Here is a 16,890-nt window from a genome sequence, read left to right on the forward strand (position 1 = left end):
AAAAGCTTATAAATTCGTTGAAAGGGAAATCTTCTACTACCGTAAAACAAGAAAAATCAAATGAACATATTGACGGGCTAATGAGAATGACTACTTAGCTTATTAGATTCTAGTGCTGTTAATACAGCACTAAAATCTATGCCATTCCCGTCGTTCTTTTTACTCGGATGACGTTGCTCAAGAGTGTTTACAAAAAGTATTTATCCAAGTAATTTAAAATATGCCTCATTTAAAAAAGCTCAAATCTGTCGACTTGGCTTCGTCTTATAACGGTTAATGATGTTTTGACAAAGAAAGCGGCAAAACACTACTTCATTAGAATAGTTTGCTCAACACTACCTACTTAATTTTATTTTTAACAAATTATCAAATGAGAGTTTTCCTGCGCCAAACAACACGACCTGTAATAATAATAAGCCCCATATAACGTGTGAGTAAAGAGCTGCAGGAGCAATCTCAGTTAAGCTAACAACGGCAACAATATTTACCACGGTTAAACCTAACGCACCGAAGCGACTTGCTAACCCTAAGACCAATAGAACAGGCAGAATTAATTCACCCGCGGTGCCTAAATACGCCGCCAGTTCAAAAGGGATAAAAGGCACACTATATTCTTCTTCAAACAAAAATAAGGTCGAACCCCAATCTCGTAACTTTGTTAGGCCGGATGCAAAAAATACCCAAGCAACATAAAACCTTGCGCCTAGCAGAGCGAGGGGCTGTAAATAATTGAGTAGTTGGCTAACTTGGGCGTAAGGTTGAGTTAATCGTTGTGTAATAGTTGTCATCTTGTTTTTCCTTTACGGGTAAATGTTGAATTAATTTGTATTCTAAGATTTACTTTAGAGGTTAATCTGAACGTAATTAGGGTTCAGTCAGGCTTTGTTGCTATGGCTATAAATTATCTATTTATTAAGTCTTTAATCGGCTAATCAGGTTTTGTTCCAGTGCTAACCCAAGCCATGGTGCGAAGTCAAAACCATGCTCAAGTTTGTCATTATTGCTTATAATATCTACTGCTTTTCCTATACTAGTCCCTTGTTTTATTAGCGTTAACCACGCGAATTCACTTGCTGGCAATTCGCGTATTTCAGCATTGAAATACGGTCGATATATCAGCACTTTCTGGAAGAAATCTTCTTGTGCTAATTTATCTAGCGATGGTTGAATAAAGCTTTGGTTGAGCGCTTCGGTGGTATCAGAAATCACAGCTTGTTGATGGGATAACCAAAATTCAATCACTGGATAAGTAGAGCCCATAACAAATTGGCTCGGTGATAGTTCTATATAAATGTCATCTATGTCATGTGTTGCTAATAACTGTAGGCTTGCTCGGTCTACTACAGTGTCTCTTGCTCGCATAGATTTTTGTCTATGTAGATCTACTTGTGCAATATCAGCAACAAAAGGGTAGTCAACGAGTTGCGCTAAATCGGCTAGTAATGTCGGAAAATCGTCTCCCCAAAGTGCCCAGTCGCCATGTTTAGGGGGAGATGATATTAATAACTGACGACTTGCATAGTGAAATAAGTTCTCACCGATTAACACTAAAACAGTTGGAAAACTTATCGCGAGTGCTTGTTGAGCTGTTGCTAATAAATTGTTGCGATATATCGCCATGCCCCTTGGGTCGAACTCATTCTTTACCTCATTATCTTCAGAGGGGAATATGTCACAAATGAATGTTTGCTGTTGTTGAGCGACTATCTCAAATGCCGCTTGAAGTGAGGTATTTTTTAAGACGCTATTACTCATGAGTAAATTCACCTTCAAGTTCTTTTGTCGTCATGTTGATTTTTGATAGGGCATCATCGTCAAAAACTTGCCCTGCTATCGCTCTTGCTTTGTCTGCTTCTGCGACTAATGTTTGCCAGCTAGGCAAATTATTATCCCATTCCACTAACGTAGGCACCTTGCCAAAGCGCTCTAATGCGTAGCGATATAGTTGCCATCCTTGGTTCGAGATAGCTTGGCTGTGATCGTCAATAATGAGTTCACCTTCATTTACCTCGGTATAACCTGCAAGGTGAATTTCACCGACCAGATCTGTTGGAATTTCAGCTAACCATTGTTGTGCATAACTCAACGGTTGTGCCGCATTAATATTGTTTGCTGTCACAATGATGTTATTTAAATCGACTAATAATTTGCAGCCAGTTAATTCGGTAAGGCGGGTTAAAAATTCGGTTTCAGGCATGCAAGCATGTGAGTATTGAATATAAGCTGATAGATTTTCTACTAATAATGAGCGACCTAATGATTGTTGAACACGGTCAATATTGTGCGCTAGCACCATCAAGGTTTGTTCGCTGTAGGCAAGCGGTAATAAATCACCTGCATGAACTTGTTGACCATTTAACTGACCCCAACTAAAGCAAGCATGGTCCGACATTAATATAGGGTTGCAAGTACTTGCTAACTGATTAAGCTTTTGTAAGTAGTGGCTAGGTACCCCTTGTGCTGAGCCTAAGCCCATTGCCGTTGAATGCAAACTAATGGCGTATTTTTTACTGGCTTGAGCTAAAACACTGAGTGCTGCGCCGCCCTTTGCAAAAAAGTTTTCTGAATGTACTTCAACAAAATCGATATTTGATGGAGTTGTTAACGCCTCGGTAAAGTGTTGATGTCTTAACCCAACACCAATAAGTATGGCAGAGTTAGCATCTTGATCTGGCTTCTGTAATGACATTAATTCAACTCCTAAATATCATGTTTAATAACGACTCAATACTCCAATCGGATCAATCAACTTAATCCGTTGGGTATTAATCGTCACTATCGACTATTACTTTGCTTTATCTTCGTTAAACTTTTTCTTGGCTGCTGCTTTTAGAAGGCCGCCAATATCTTCACAAGTGCCTTTAGCAACGAGTTTCCACTCACCGGGATCATTATCTATTGCTGATTGCCCTGCACAAGAATGTGTGCCTGCTAAGTTAGCGCAATCATTTTGACCAGCCATTGCTACGCCATAACATTTCTCTTTACTCCCCGCATGTGCTGGTGCAGTAACGGCAGTAGAAAGAGCGACAGCAAGTGCTGCACTCGCAAGTAATTTTTTGTTATTCATAATAAAACCTCTATTTAGTTGTATTGTGGTTAAGCTGGTTGCTTAACCAATGGTTTATTTCATCAGCGTCTGCGCCGCCTATTAAGCAAGATTTAGTACCTGACCGGCCTAATAACACTAAGGAGGGAACGCCTGTCACTTCAAGTTGTTGTGCTAATTGTGTTTGTTCATCGACATCAATTTTGATCACGTTTAGCTGATTGACATATTGTTTCGACACATCGACCATGATTGGCACCATTCTTTTACAGGGGGCGCACCAAGTAGTACTAAAATAAATAAGTACCCAAGGTTTATCATGTTCGCACCAGTTAAGACCTCGCGGGTTTACTGTTGATTTTTTCGGTAAGGACTTAACCTGGACAAACTTTGATAGCAAATTATTCAGCATCTAACTGCGCTATTGATACACCCTGTATTCCAGACCAAGTTCTATCTGCAGTAGCTATGTAACCCGGAATATCAGTTGACCATTTTTTCTGTACTGCTTTATTCAGGTTCAAATACAATTTACCATCAACAATTTTCCATGCTGTTGGATCCGTATCTAACTTTTTGTTTAGCGCCACGCCCATTGCACAAAAACCGCCAAATTGGGGCGCGAATCGTTCTGGGTTCTGTTTGAATTGATCACGGTTTTCTTCACTGCTAAATTGGTAGATAGCGCTTTTATAAGTTGCTGTGTATTTTTGATTACCTTTAGTTGCTTTGCTGTCAGTAAAATATGAAACAGCATCATAACCATGAATCGCAAGGTCATTCTCATTGCTATTAACATCGATATCGGCAGCAAAACTTACACTGCTAATAGCTAAGGTTGTGACGATGGCGACAGATTTTATTAGGGTTGCAATTTTCATTAAAAGCTCCTTGGGGGCTAAGTAGTAAATGAGTACAACGTTTTGTTGTATATAAATTATTGTGTGCAGACATAAGTGGTGTAATATTCACAGCGCTTTGTCATGTGGTTACTTTAACAAGCTGTTAGTGAGTGAATGCTGCTAGCAGTCTCTAACTTGAAACCAATCGTCTAAAAGAGTTATTTATGGATCAATTAAGTCAAATTTTAGAAAACCTTTCTTTCAATGCTGATGTTTTTTTTAGTGGTAACTTATGTGGCATTCAAAGTTTGGGTGGCGCTGATAGTAAAAAAGGGCATTTGCATTTATTAAAATCAGGCGTATTAACCATTGTTTGTGAAGAAGGTCATAAAGTAACTCTAGATAAACCATCGGTTATTTTTATGCCGGGTCCGAGTAAACACCAAGTCATTGCTAGTGAATCAGATGATGCGGAGTTAGTGTGTGCTGATGTTGACTTTCATTCAGGCAGTGGCGCTGCATTAGTCAATGCCTTACCAAAATTTATCTGTTTGAGTATTGACCAGCATGATCCTGTTGGAAAAACAGCACACTGGTTATTTGAGGAAGCGTTTAACAAACAAGCTGGACAACAAATGATTGTCAATAAGCTAGGTGACATTTTCTTGATACAAATATTGCGACATGTCATTAAGGAAGGCATTGTTATTCAGGGGATGTTAGCGGGAATGGCACACCCGCAATTATCAACATTAATGTCAGCGCTGCATAAGCAACCGCAACAGCAGTGGACTGTTGAAATGATGGCTGAAACAGCGTTAATGTCGCGGGCAAAGTTTGCTGCGTTATTTAAAGAGACAATCGGCCAAGCCCCCAGTGACTACTTAACAGACTTACGAATAGCTATCGCACAAGGCTTATTGAAAAAAGATAAACCCGTCAGCTTTGTTGCTAATGAAGTGGGTTACGAGCATGGCTCTGCATTAGCTAGAGTATTCAGGAAAAAAACGGGACTATCACCCAAAGAGTGGTTAATGAAATTTAGAAAGTAATCACAATGGTATATACCTAAGCTATCTGAAACATGTATTTTCAAGTGGTTTGGGTATAACAGCATCAAATAGCCTTGTTGTTATCATACAAGACTAGGACAAATGCTCTACCAAGTAGTCTACTAGTAATCTTATTTTGGGCGATAAGTGACGGTTTTGCGGATACATGGCCCAAATACCTTCATCTGGTGCGCGATAATTATCTAATAAGGTGACCAGTTCACCATTTTGTATGTGTTGCTTAACATAATAATCGGGTAGCTGTACTATGCCTAACCCTTTTAATGCGGCATCAGTTAAGCTGTAACCGCTGTTGTATCGTAAACGTCCTGTGATGCGAATACTCTTTTCTTTATCAGACTCTCTAAAGTGCCAGTAATTATTTGTGCCCAATAAACAGCTGTGCTTATTAAGCTCTGAAATAGAGTGAGGTATGCCATGTTTTTGTAAATAAAGCGGAGAAGCACAAACAAAGTTTGCGCGTTCTCCTAATTTTTTTGCCATCATAGAAGAGTCACTTAAACTGCCCAAACGTATAGCTAGATCATAACCCTCTTCAACTAAATCAACTCTCTGGTTACTTAAGTAAGCCGATACTTCAACATCGCTATAATGTTTTAGGAAATCATTTACTAGCGGTAATATCTGCTTTTCGCCATAAGTAACGGGAGCTGTTAGCTTAATTTTACCTTGAGGTTTTGATTGTAAATTGGTGATCGCCCGTTCAGCAGCGTCTAGCCCATCAAGTACACTGCGACAGTGTTGATAAAAAATCCTACCTTCTTCAGTTAAGGAAACCTTGCGTGTAGTACGATAAAATAATTTTATATTTAATCGCTTTTCAAGTGCACTTATTTGCCTGCTTACTTGGGCTGTAGAGATGGCCATTTTTTTTGATGCCAGAGTAAAACTCTCATTTTCAGCAACGTAAACAAACTCACTAATTCCTTCCCACTGCATCATTGTTACCTATGTGTAAAAGTAATTTACTAGAGCGTTATATTATCATTGATTTAGAAATAGATATAATATTGCCTAAAGAGACAATTACGATTTGCCAAAGTAGCGCTATAATTGAGCATTACCTTGGCCCTACAAATAAAAGTGAGAATACCTATGACAGATAAATTTATTAAATCAAAAGCCGCAATTGCTTGGGGGCCGAAACAACCATTATCCATCGAAGAAGTGGATGTCATGTTACCGCGCAAAGGTGAAGTGCTAGTAAAGATTGTTGCCTCAGGTGTTTGTCATACTGATGCTTTTACTTTATCAGGCGAAGATCCTGAGGGAATTTTTCCCGCGATATTAGGACACGAAGGTGGCGGTATTGTTGAGCAAGTCGGTGAAGGTGTTACTAGCGTTAGCGTCGGCGATCACGTTATTCCCCTTTACACACCTGAATGTGGTAAATGTAAATTCTGTTTGTCAGGCAAAACAAATCTTTGTCAAAAAATTCGTGAAACTCAAGGTAAAGGTTTAATGCCCGATGGTACGACACGTTTTTATAAAGACGGTGAGCCTATCTTTCATTATATGGGATGTTCAACCTTTTCTGAATATACTGTTTTACCAGAGATTTCTTTAGCAAAGGTTAATAAAGATGCACCGCTAGAAGAAGTTTGTTTACTTGGGTGTGGTGTTACTACTGGTATGGGTGCAGTAATGAACACGGCAAAAGTTGAAGAAGGCGCAACAGTTGCTATCTTCGGCCTTGGCGGCATTGGTTTATCAGCTGTTATTGGTGCCACTATGGCTAAAGCGAGTCGCATTATTGCCATTGATATCAACGAAAGTAAGTTTGAGCTAGCCAAGAAATTAGGCGCTACAGATTTTATTAATCCAAAGGATTATGACAAACCAATTCAAGATGTAATTGTAGAGCTTACTGATGGTGGTGTTGATTACTCATTTGAATGTATTGGTAACGTAAACCTTATGCGTTCAGCGCTTGAGTGTTGTCATAAAGGCTGGGGAGAGTCAGTGATCATTGGGGTTGCTGGTGCAGGACAAGAAATCTCAACGCGTCCGTTCCAATTAGTAACAGGTCGAGTATGGCGAGGAACTGCATTTGGTGGTGTTAAAGGTCGTACCGAATTGCCTGATTATGTAGAACGTTATCTAGCAGGCGAATTCAAATTAAGTGACTTTATTACCCACACTATGGCACTTGAAGACATTAATGAATCATTCGACTTGATGCATAAAGGCGAAAGTATTCGCTCAGTGATTCACTTTGATAAGTAATAGCTAACCAAATAGCTAAGTTATAGTTTTACGTTAGCCCTTTTCTAACTAACTGTAGAAAGGGGTAACGTCTTGAGGTTCTATCATGACAATTAACCATGTAATTGAAAACGTAAGTGTAAACAAAAGTTTTGGTGGCTGGCATAAGCAATATAGCCATCAGTCTGCAACGTTAAATTGTACGATGAAATTTGCCATTTACTTACCCCCTAAAATATCTAGTGGTGAAAAAGTACCTGTACTGTATTGGCTTTCTGGCCTGACATGTACAGATGAAAATTTTATGCAAAAATCAGGTGCTCAGCGTATTGCTGCAGAACTTGGCATTGCTATTGTTGCGCCTGATACCAGCCCGCGTGGAGAGCAGGTTGCTAATGACGATGGCTATGATTTAGGGCAGGGCGCAGGCTTTTATGTGAATGCAACTCAAGCCCCTTGGAATCGCCACTATCAGATGTACGATTATGTGGTGAATGAACTTCCTCAGTTAATTGAAGCAACCTTTCCTGTATCAGAGCAACGGGCAATTTCCGGACACTCTATGGGGGGGCATGGAGCATTGACTATTGGCATGTTAAATCCAGAGCGTTATAGCTCAATGTCGGCATTTAGTCCTATCTGTAATCCAATAAATGCGCCTTGGGGCAAGAAAGCTTTCACTGCTTATCTTGGTAAAGATAAAGCTAATTGGCTTAATCACGATGCCAGTGAATTAATGCGCCGAGCGAAACAATTTATTCCAGCTAAAGTTGATCAGGGAGGCGAGGATGATTTCCTTACTGAGCAATTACAACCTGAAACGCTAGAAGCTGCAGCGGTAGCCAGTGGTTATCCTTTGTCTTTGTTTATTCGTGATGGTTATGACCACAGTTACTATTTTATTTCATCATTTATTGAAGATCATCTGCGTTTTCATGCAGAACACCTAAATAAGTAACAACTGTTTGGATGGTGGAAACAAAGAATAAATAAATTAGTTTGACAGGCATAAGTACCTTCATTGCTTAATCATTGAAGGTACGTTTGTTTACATCTCTAAGTAATATGCATTTACTTATAGATGTAAACGTAAGCCAAAATGTCAAATTGATGCTTTAAAATGCGTAATTTATTTTATTCAGTGCTTTAGACTTTAGTCTAACTTCTTCTACTTCTTTCTTTTTTTGTCTATAAAAACAACAGGATTATTACTATTTTTCTTGTTACTCTGAAATGATGACGTTAAAATAGTTAACATTATCATAACAAATCAAGAGTATAGGAATGTAGTATGTCCTTTGAAGATGAGTATCAAGTCACGTCTGAATTCAGCGAGCGTACCCATGACTTCCTCTCTAGTCATTTAATCCCCCCAACACCTGTTAATTATTCAGTAATTTATCTCTATATCAGCAATGAAAATGAGCTGTTATCTGCCGCTATAAATAAAAAGCTGCAGCAAGATGTATTAATCACTGCAGATTTTATGGCTGATTTATTTAAACGTTATGTATCTCTGACTGAGCAAATTGAAAATACAGTTTTAGCCCCCTTTGAACAAACCTTAAGTAAAACATTAAAACAAATTACTAAACAGGTAAGTAATGAAGATAAAGCGGCAATTAACTTAGATAAGTTAGATAAAATCTTAGCTAAGACTAAAACGAATACCTCAATGGATAGTATTGTTAGCTATCTATTTAATACGATAAACAATACTAAAGCGCAACATGAAGAATTGTCTCAAAAGTTGTCAACAACCCAACAAGAGATTAATCAATTAAAAGACAAGCTCGCCTCATCAAGACAAGAAACATTAGTTGATTCTTTAACCGGTTTATTGAATCGTCGAGGCTGTGATGAAAAGCTACAAAATTTATCTCATGCTGATACTCATTGCTCTTTAGCCATAGATATTGATCACTTTAAGAAGGTTAATGACACCTTTGGCCATTTTATCGGTGATAAGGTTATTCAGCGTATAGCAAAAACCATTCAAAGCCATATTGGTGAGCAAGATCTTGCAGTACGTTTTGGTGGGGAAGAATTTGTAGTAGTAATGGCGAATACTTCCATTGCTGAGGCAAAAAACAGTGCAGATAAAATTCGTATTGCTATCTCTAAATTGAGATTAAAACAAAGAGATACTAACACCTTTTTACCGCCAATTTCGGTGTCTATTGGTATTGCTCAAAATGATAATATTTCAGAGTGGACCACACTATTTGAACAAGCAGACACTGCGCTTTACCAAGCTAAAAACGCTGGGCGAAATTGCTGTATTTGTGCTTAAAAAAAATTAATGTGCTCGTTTTGACTTTAGTTTATAAAGTTATACAGTAAAGCGAGCGCATCCTATTCAGAACATAGCTTTATAGGTGACCTATTTTAACTAAGATGATGGTTTCTTGCTCTACATAGGGAAAATGCTCACTCATATGAGGACTTCGAAGCCAAGTTCCTTCAGGGTAGCGACCATGCTCATCTATAAACTCGCCACTAAGAACAAAGATTTCTTCACCGCCAAAGTGTTTGTGCGCTTGAAAGCACTCACCTTTAGGCCATTTAACTAGCGCGGTTGATTCTCCTGCAAAGCTATGCAATGGCATAACCATTAAGTTACCCATACCCGCTGACCAGCTTTGATTGTTAGTATCAATGACTACATGTTCATTATCACCTAGTTGAAATTGATGGAGTTTGACTAATAATATGCAGCCTTCTTTACTAAAAGGTGCATGAAGAAAGCCCTCTGGATTGCGAAAATAGCAGCCTTCATGATAGTCACCACTATGATCAGAAAAAGTACCTGATAGCACAAGGATCTCTTCACCAAGAGGATGATCATGTTCAGTAAAGCTAGCACCTGCATCAAATTTTACAATGCTGGTTGCATGACCTCTTTCTGCATCCTCTCTGGCTAAAGGTTTACGCCAAACACCAGCTTTAGGGCTGGCTACCCACGGCTGTTTTTTTGTATTAATAACAATTCGTTCATTGAAATTCATATTGAGCATTATTTTTCCTTTAAAGCCTGTTATTTTAAGAGCAATACTTCATAACCGTAGCTATAGATACCTTGCTAAGCAAAACACCTTGAATTGAACGTTTTCAAGTACTCTGAAACCTGCATCTTGAAAGGTAATAGGTATATACTATCGCTTATCAACTTTTACACCAAGTATGCACAAAATGGTTTGGTAGGCACTTTAAGGTACATCTTTATGAATAGTAAGCTTATAACATTTTCTAGAAAATCAGCCCCTGAAAAATCTGCTCGTATGGTTGAAACGATTGTTGGTTGTAAATGGTCACTCACCGTTTACTACTTGCTCAATAATGACATAAATAGACCAGGGGAGATGGTGAGAAGTGTTGAAGGTTTAACGACAAAAGTATTAAATGCCTGTTTAAAGCGCAATATAGAGTTTGGTATTCTCGAACGAGAAATGTTTAATGAAATTCCACCTAGAGTTGAATATAAAGTCACTTCCTTTGGCCTGAAATTTATTAACATATTAACTGAGTTAGAAAAACTGCAAGCAGAAATAGATGATAGTAGTTTATAAGTTCAAGGATGAATTTTAGTATTAAAATATTTTCTTATTATTCAGTAAACTATACCAGTAAGTGCCTAGCTTACTAGATTGTACCTACTTTTTTTACCTATTTTATCTTCTTATTATTTAGCGGTATCTATTTACTTTTTAAATAATTAACGGGAGAAAAATGATGAACTTTACTCATAAAGGAAAAGCAATAATTATTGGTGGCTCAAGTGGTATGGGACTAGCAACGGCGAAACTATTGGTTAAACATGATGTCGAGGTAATCATTGTCGGTCGAAATTCGGAAAAACTTGAACTAGCATTAAGGCAACTTAAAGAGACTGGAAATGCATCAGCGATTCAAGCTGATCTTTATCAAAGCGCGGACTTAGAAAAACTACTGGCATGCATTAACCAAGAGGATGTTCATTTAAGTTACTTGGTGAATGCTGCTGGATATTTTAGCCCTAAAGCCTTTTTAGCACATGATGTTGAAGACTATCAAACTTACATGGATCTCAACAGAGCAACATTTTTCATTGCTCAAGCTGTTGCTGAAAAAATGAAAAAACAAGGCGGCGGTAATATTGTAAATATTGGTTCAATGTGGGGGCAACAAGCGATTAAAGCGACGCCTTCTTCAGCTTACTCTATGGCAAAAGCGGGTTTGCATGCGTTAACTCAGCATATGGCAATGGAACTAGCAGAAGATAATATTCGTGTTAATGCAGTCTCTCCAGCGGTAGTAAAAACATCTATCTACAATTCTTTTATTGAGCCTAGTGCATTAGATGAAGCTTTGGCTGAATTTAATCATTTTCACCCTGTTGGAAGAATAGGCACTGTGGATGATGTGGCGAATACTATCGGCTTTTTATTATCATCGGAGACATCTTGGGTAACTGGGGCTATTTGGGATATTGATGGTGGGGTTATGGCAGGTCGTAATTAAGTAGAAAGATAATTTAGCTTTGTTGGGCAGAGGTAGCTCAATGAGTGATAGCTACTGAGTTATCTCTATATAATTCAGTAGCTTTTATCGTAATAGTTTATTTATATTACCAACTTAATTGCATTGTCATGGGTCATGATAAATTCATTCATAGTCTGTTTATCCACCAATAACTTATGCTGTGCATCTCTAAGGGCAGTACGCAAACCTTCTTCTATTACCGGATGATAAAAGGGCATGGTAAGCATTGTTTGAATTGTCATTTGTTGTTGTCTTGCCCAAGCAAGCAAATGACCAATATGCTCAGCAGCAGGGCCAAACATTTCAGCCCCTAAAAACTTACCTGAAGATTGATCCGCGTAGACCTTTAATAAACCTTTATTTTTACCCATAACGCGACTACGACCTTGACCTTCAAAGCTGACTTGGCCAACGACATAGTTCGTCGTACTTTGATCGGCGTATAAATCTGCTATTTGTCTCAACGATAAGCCGACACTGGCAACCTGTGGTTCTGTAAACACAACAGATAATGGCGCACGTCTTTGTCCTTGAGCGATAACTGGGTAGGCACCAGCATTGGTGCCAGCAACTTTTCCATCATCGGCGGCTTCATGTAATAGCGTTAAGCTGTTGTTGGCATCTCCTGCGACAAAAATATGATCAACTGAGGTTTGCAAGGTCAACTCATCAAATAGTGGGTTGTTCTTCTCGTCAAGTTTAATGCTGGTATTTTCTAGCCCTAGTTTATCTACATTCGCTCTACGACCGGTTGCCGCTAAAATATATTGGAATGACTCAGTGGTTTTTTGCCCAGATTTATCGAAGTATATTACTTCAACAGCCTCATTTTTCTCTAGGGTACTAATGACGTCTGCTTTCGCATCAAAATAAAACTCTTCGTTAAAGGTTCTCTCTGCGTAGCGCTTCATTTCTTCGTCTTGCAAATTAGCAACCGAGCCACTGCGGCCAAATACTTTGACTTTTACGCCTAATCGGCTTAACGCTTGTCCTAATTCTAGTCCTATAACCCCAGGGCCAAAGACGGCGACAGATTTGGGTAAATCGTTAAGCTCAAATAAATTATCATTGGTTAATAAGCGGCTGCCGGCAGCGGCCAAAAACTCAGGGTAGTTAGGACGAGAGCCCGTGGCGATAACAATACGTTTTGCGATTACTTGGCTATGCTCATCTACTTGTAAGGTGTGCTCATCTAGAAACTTGGCAAAGCCGCGAATTTTATCTTGTTCATCGAAGCTTTCTACTGATTCAACGACAAAACCAACAAATCGATCTCGCTCAGTTTGTATGCGCTTCATAACGGCTTTACCATTAACGCTAATACGGTCAACTTGAATACCAAACTGATCAGTTTGATTTGCGTGGTAAGACGCATCTGCCGCTGCAATTAATAATTTACTCGGCATGCAACCAACGCGGGCACAGGTTGTACCATAGGTTCCGCCTTCAATTAAAGCCACTTTGTCAGTGTGTTTTTTTGCGGCGCGATAAGCGCCCATTCCTGCAGTGCCTGTGCCAATAATGGCAACATCGACATTGATTACTTTCATGAGAATAGTCCTATGTAAATTATGGGGTAAAGCAAATATTATTTTCGACTGCGCAAAAAGTTAATAATGTCATCAGATTCATATAACCAATGGGCTTTACCGTTTGCTTGCTCGATACGCAAACAAGGTACTTGTGTTTTATTACCTCCTTGTTGCAGTTCAATTCGGTGCTGATGGTTTTTCTGAATATTTCGTAGTTCAATGCTGAGATCAAGTTCATGTATTGCATGGCGGGTTTTGGCGCAAAAAGGACAGCTGTCGTAATGATAAAGTGCCATATCGTTTGTTTGTACTGCAGATAAAGTCATAATTTTCCTTAGTGATAAAAGCTAAATTTAACTATTTTGAGCATGCCTTTAGTGTGCGTGAATGCCCTTAAGTAATTGGTTGTCTTTCGTAAAACATTTAAAAGCTGAAACCATAATGTACGTGCTCATTTGCTGATAAAGGCAACTAGCTGTCTAGAAATTGCCACTATCTGTCTAATTACGCCTATTTATAAAAAAAACGCTGCAAAATAAACAAAATTATTGCAGCGAAAAGGAAATATGATTGTGTTACTAATGTTATTAATCATAGCCAAGTTAGTGGAAAAATCGCTACTGTTAAGGACGCTAGATTACGCCAAGTGATGCGGTAGCATTGTACTGGCGTAAGTCTTCCTTAAATACAGGAGAGCTGATGATAACGCTAATGGCTAGTTTTGATGACTCTTGTGAATATCCTGAAAACTAGACCTCGCCTTTATTGAAAGATAGTAAGGGAGAGCCTTTGCTAGAGCCTCTATCAGAACCAAGAAAACTATTGCTTTCAATACTTAGGCTGATACTGCCCGTATTGTATTCTTTTGCAACAACGATACTTGCCATAATTATTGCCATGCAAATAACGGCAACATTGATGAATGTATCAAGTGAATGAAAATCAAAAAGTATCTTTTGCATAACAAGCATCCAAAGTTATTTATAAAAGTTATGAATTAAAAAATTCAATAATTTAGGATGTTTGTTGAAATACATTTTGCTAACTCATACGTATTGACCCTGAAAGTAATTGATTACAATGATTATCTATCAACTTTTCATCCTGAGTTAAATAGTATCAAGGGCTAACATGGGCAAAGCACCCATTAGACTAAATATTGAAACAGATCGTCTAAACAAGCAGCTACAGTGTTTTTTGTTTTTGTAATAATTAATACAGTTTTTCTTGTATTTCTGTTACATTATTTTAACAAATATTGTTGTGGCAATTTAAGGGTAATCTTCTATGACAGAAATTGTACCTCACTCAGAAAAACCGTTAGAAACTAAGTCAGTAGTAATGCCGAAAGTAACAACTGAAAATCAGCTCAGCAGATTTGCCTCGCTTTTATAAAAAATACCGAGTGGTTGTCAACGTGATGAGTATTATTGGATTCAATAGCTTTATTAAGTATTTCGAATCAGCATAATAAAAAGCAATAATGGCTTAATCAACCGCGCTATAATTTGCATTTGTGGTATATTTTATTTCAGTTTTTTCATCGATTTTTACATCGGAAGTTTAGGTTAATTCAACGTTTACTTGAGTAATTGATTGTTTTATCTGTTTTAAATAAAGGAGAACAGTGTGTTTATATTTTTAAGAAAGGCAATTTTGCTTGGCTTTATTTTCATCTCAGCAACTAGCTACGCTAAAAATTGGGATGGTATATTTGAGCGAGCGCAGTATCAAAATGCAAAAATATCTCCGGATGGCAAACACCTAGCCGTCTCAGTATTTAATAAAGGGGAGGCGAGTCTTGTTTTTGTTGATAGTAAGACACTAAAAGCGGTTTCAGGCTCTAAGCTTCCTAGCCGATTAGAAATTTATCAGTACTATTGGGTGAATAATGAACGCGTCGTGATCAGCCTTGCCAAGCGCGATCCTTGGATTGAAGAACCTCAACCTTATGGCGAGTTATTCGCGATAAATATGGATGGCTCAAGAGGTAAGATGATTTTTGGCTATCGAGCTGGTGAGACACAAACAGGCAGTTTTATCAAAAAGAAACAATCTACATTTGGTTGGGGGAAAATCATTGATATCCTGCCAGAAGATAAAAAGCATATTTTGATTAGTTCTACCCCGATGAGTACAACAGGGGAAAGAACCGCCACTGTGTTAAAACTGAATGTTTATACCGGAGTAATCAAAAGGAAAGTAGTTAAATCTCCTGTGCCATTTTCTCGGTTTATAACGGATAGTCAAGGTCAGGTTAAGTTTGTTGTAGGAATAGATGGCAATAATGATACTAAACTTTATTTTAGGAAAGAGGGTAAATGGCAACATATCCCTCAAGATATTGTCGGGTCACGGGTACAGCCACTGTTTATTGACGCATCAGGTAAGTCGCTCTATACCATTGATGATTACCAACAAGACATTAAAGGGATATTTAAGTTAAATTTAGAGAACTTTCAATATAAATCGGTTTACACAGATAAAAAAGTCAACATAACCAATGTCGAAATGACCACGGATAAGCGTTCAGCGTATGCCGTTCGAGTGGATGATGGTTACCCCGCTTACTTAATTCTCAATAAAAAGCATGAAGAAGCCAAAGCTTTTAAAGAGTTGTTAAAGCTGTTTCCTTATAGCTCAGTTAATGTAACCAGCAAAACTAAGGATGGACAACGTTATGTGGTCTTTGTTTCATCTGATATTGATCCTGGCAGTTTATATTTGCTTGATAGAGAATCGAATAAACTTAAGAGACTCTTTCAATTTAAACCCGAATTTCAAAGCGCTGACTTCGCTCAAGTTGAACCTATTAAATTTGAAGCATCCGATGGTTCAATGCTCAATGGTTTTTTTACCCAAGCAAAAGCAAAACAAAAAGGTGAGTTAGCTCCCACCGTTGTCTTAGTTCATGGCGGACCTCATGGCGTGAGAGATTATTGGGAGTTTTCTACTCAAGTCCAATATTTGGTTTCTAAAGGTTATTCTGTTTTACAGGTAAATTACCGTGGCTCAGGGGGATTTGGCGCTAATTATGAAAAATCAGGCTATAGATCATGGGGAAGTCGAGTACAACAAGACATATTGGATGGTTACCAATGGTTAGTTAAAAATAACAAAGCGGCGGATAATAAAGTCTGTATTATGGGGGGGAGTTTTGGTGCCTATTCGGCGATACAAAGTGCAACCTTATACCCTGATGTTTATAAATGTGCCATAGCCAATGCCGGCATTTATGATTTAGAGTTAATGTTTGAAGAAGGGGATATCCAGCAAAGGCGTTCAGGTATGAGCTATCTAAAACGCGTTTTAGGCACAGATGAGCAACTGCTAAAAAGTATGTCGCCCGTTAACTATGTGGAAAAAATACAAATACCTATTTTTTTGGCTCATGGCGAGAAAGATAAACGAGCCCCCTTTGAGCATGCAGAGCGATTAAGAGCAGCACTTGATAAGGAAAAAAAGGCATACGAATGGTTTGTCATTGGTGATGAAAGCCATGGTTTTTTTAACCCTGAAAATCAAAGAGCATATATGAAACAGGTTGTTGGCTTTTTAGATAAACACCTTTTGTAAGTCTTATTTACATTTCATGTAGATGCCACTCTATTACTTAACTTATCAAAATAGAGAGAAAGCCAGCAACTATGCTGGCTTTTTAATTAAAC

The 16,890-nt window shown here is 38.3% G+C and carries 18 protein-coding genes; 7 read left to right on the top strand and 11 right to left on the bottom strand.

Annotation, left to right across the window (positions count from 1 at the left end; all coding sequences use genetic code 11):
• Positions 1-335: 335 nt before the first annotated feature.
• The 6 genes from ND2E_RS03410 to ND2E_RS03390 form a co-directional block, all read right to left on the bottom strand.
• On the bottom strand, positions 336-788 hold the full coding sequence (locus tag ND2E_RS03410) for a DoxX family protein (protein WP_033095393.1): 453 nt from the start codon (positions 786-788) through the stop codon (positions 336-338).
• A 124-nt stretch (positions 789-912) separates the two neighbouring features.
• Positions 913-1,755: an HvfC/BufC N-terminal domain-containing protein gene (locus ND2E_RS03405; protein WP_033095394.1), complete on the bottom strand. Its 843-nt coding sequence runs from the start codon at positions 1,753-1,755 to the stop codon at positions 913-915.
• Positions 1,748-2,689, bottom strand: coding sequence for a DUF692 domain-containing protein (locus ND2E_RS03400; protein ID WP_033095395.1), 942 nt, complete (start codon positions 2,687-2,689; stop codon positions 1,748-1,750). Before ND2E_RS03400 ends, ND2E_RS03405 begins: the two co-directional genes overlap by 8 nt.
• Before the next feature lie 96 nt (positions 2,690-2,785).
• Positions 2,786-3,070, bottom strand: a complete 285-nt coding sequence (locus ND2E_RS03395; RefSeq protein WP_033095396.1) for a BufA1 family periplasmic bufferin-type metallophore — start codon at positions 3,068-3,070, stop codon at positions 2,786-2,788.
• A 10-nt stretch (positions 3,071-3,080) separates the two neighbouring features.
• Positions 3,081-3,461: a thioredoxin family protein gene (locus ND2E_RS22815; RefSeq protein ID WP_033095397.1), complete on the bottom strand. Its 381-nt coding sequence runs from the start codon at positions 3,459-3,461 to the stop codon at positions 3,081-3,083.
• Positions 3,451-3,930: a YHS domain-containing (seleno)protein gene (locus ND2E_RS03390; protein WP_033095398.1), complete on the bottom strand. Its 480-nt coding sequence runs from the start codon at positions 3,928-3,930 to the stop codon at positions 3,451-3,453. Before ND2E_RS03390 ends, ND2E_RS22815 begins: the two co-directional genes overlap by 11 nt.
• A gap of 185 nt (positions 3,931-4,115) precedes the next feature.
• Between ND2E_RS03390 and ND2E_RS03385 the strand changes: the two genes are divergently transcribed.
• A complete protein-coding gene (locus ND2E_RS03385; RefSeq protein WP_033095399.1) occupies positions 4,116-4,943 on the top strand; it encodes an AraC family transcriptional regulator in 828 nt (275 codons plus the stop codon).
• Positions 4,944-5,036: 93 nt separating this feature from the next.
• Here the strand turns inward: ND2E_RS03385 and ND2E_RS03380 are convergent, their stop codons facing one another.
• Positions 5,037-5,903, bottom strand: a complete 867-nt coding sequence (locus ND2E_RS03380) for a LysR family transcriptional regulator (protein ID WP_033095400.1) — start codon at positions 5,901-5,903, stop codon at positions 5,037-5,039.
• Between the two features lie 156 nt (positions 5,904-6,059).
• Here ND2E_RS03380 and ND2E_RS03375 point away from each other — a divergent pair, with 156 nt between their 5' ends.
• The 3 genes from ND2E_RS03375 to ND2E_RS03365 all read left to right on the top strand — a co-directional run bounded on the left by ND2E_RS03375 (position 6,060) and on the right by ND2E_RS03365 (position 9,462).
• A complete protein-coding gene (locus ND2E_RS03375; RefSeq protein ID WP_033095401.1) occupies positions 6,060-7,190 on the top strand; it encodes an S-(hydroxymethyl)glutathione dehydrogenase/class III alcohol dehydrogenase in 1,131 nt (376 codons plus the stop codon).
• An 85-nt stretch (positions 7,191-7,275) separates the two neighbouring features.
• Positions 7,276-8,127 carry an S-formylglutathione hydrolase gene (fghA, locus tag ND2E_RS03370; RefSeq protein WP_033095402.1) on the top strand — a complete coding sequence of 284 codons (852 nt, stop codon included), beginning with the start codon at positions 7,276-7,278 and terminating at the stop codon, positions 8,125-8,127.
• 333 nt (positions 8,128-8,460) lie between these two features.
• Positions 8,461-9,462 carry a GGDEF domain-containing protein gene (locus tag ND2E_RS03365; RefSeq protein ID WP_033095403.1) on the top strand — a complete coding sequence of 334 codons (1,002 nt, stop codon included), beginning with the start codon at positions 8,461-8,463 and terminating at the stop codon, positions 9,460-9,462.
• A gap of 79 nt (positions 9,463-9,541) precedes the next feature.
• Here ND2E_RS03365 and ND2E_RS03360 read toward each other — a convergent pair whose 3' ends face one another.
• A complete protein-coding gene (locus tag ND2E_RS03360) occupies positions 9,542-10,186 on the bottom strand; it encodes a cupin domain-containing protein (RefSeq protein ID WP_033095404.1) in 645 nt (214 codons plus the stop codon).
• A gap of 207 nt (positions 10,187-10,393) precedes the next feature.
• On the opposite strand from ND2E_RS03360, the gene ND2E_RS03355 reads away from it, so the two are divergent.
• Together ND2E_RS03355 and ND2E_RS03350 are read left to right on the top strand one after the other, a co-directional pair.
• Complete coding sequence (locus ND2E_RS03355; protein ID WP_033095405.1) at positions 10,394-10,738, top strand: winged helix-turn-helix transcriptional regulator; 345 nt, start codon at positions 10,394-10,396, stop codon at positions 10,736-10,738.
• A gap of 163 nt (positions 10,739-10,901) precedes the next feature.
• Positions 10,902-11,669, top strand: a complete 768-nt coding sequence (locus tag ND2E_RS03350) for an SDR family NAD(P)-dependent oxidoreductase (protein ID WP_033095406.1) — start codon at positions 10,902-10,904, stop codon at positions 11,667-11,669.
• A gap of 101 nt (positions 11,670-11,770) precedes the next feature.
• On the opposite strand, the gene ND2E_RS03345 is transcribed toward ND2E_RS03350, so the two are convergent.
• From ND2E_RS03345 to ND2E_RS03335, 3 genes are all read right to left on the bottom strand, one after another.
• Positions 11,771-13,240: a dihydrolipoyl dehydrogenase gene (locus tag ND2E_RS03345; RefSeq protein ID WP_033095407.1), complete on the bottom strand. Its 1,470-nt coding sequence runs from the start codon at positions 13,238-13,240 to the stop codon at positions 11,771-11,773.
• Positions 13,241-13,278: 38 nt separating this feature from the next.
• Complete coding sequence (locus tag ND2E_RS03340) at positions 13,279-13,548, bottom strand: glutathione S-transferase N-terminal domain-containing protein (protein WP_052056928.1); 270 nt, start codon at positions 13,546-13,548, stop codon at positions 13,279-13,281.
• 423 nt (positions 13,549-13,971) lie between these two features.
• On the bottom strand, positions 13,972-14,184 hold the full coding sequence (locus tag ND2E_RS03335) for a hypothetical protein (protein ID WP_033095408.1): 213 nt from the start codon (positions 14,182-14,184) through the stop codon (positions 13,972-13,974).
• Positions 14,185-14,851: 667 nt separating this feature from the next.
• Here ND2E_RS03335 and ND2E_RS03330 point away from each other — a divergent pair.
• Positions 14,852-16,798 (top strand): alpha/beta hydrolase family protein, encoded by a 1,947-nt coding sequence (locus ND2E_RS03330; RefSeq protein ID WP_052056930.1) that lies wholly within the window; start codon positions 14,852-14,854, stop codon positions 16,796-16,798.
• Positions 16,799-16,890: the final 92 nt, after the last annotated feature.

The sequence above is a fragment of the Colwellia psychrerythraea genome, assembly GCF_000764225.1.
GTDB classification, from domain to species: Bacteria; Pseudomonadota; Gammaproteobacteria; order Enterobacterales; family Alteromonadaceae; genus Colwellia; species Colwellia psychrerythraea_D.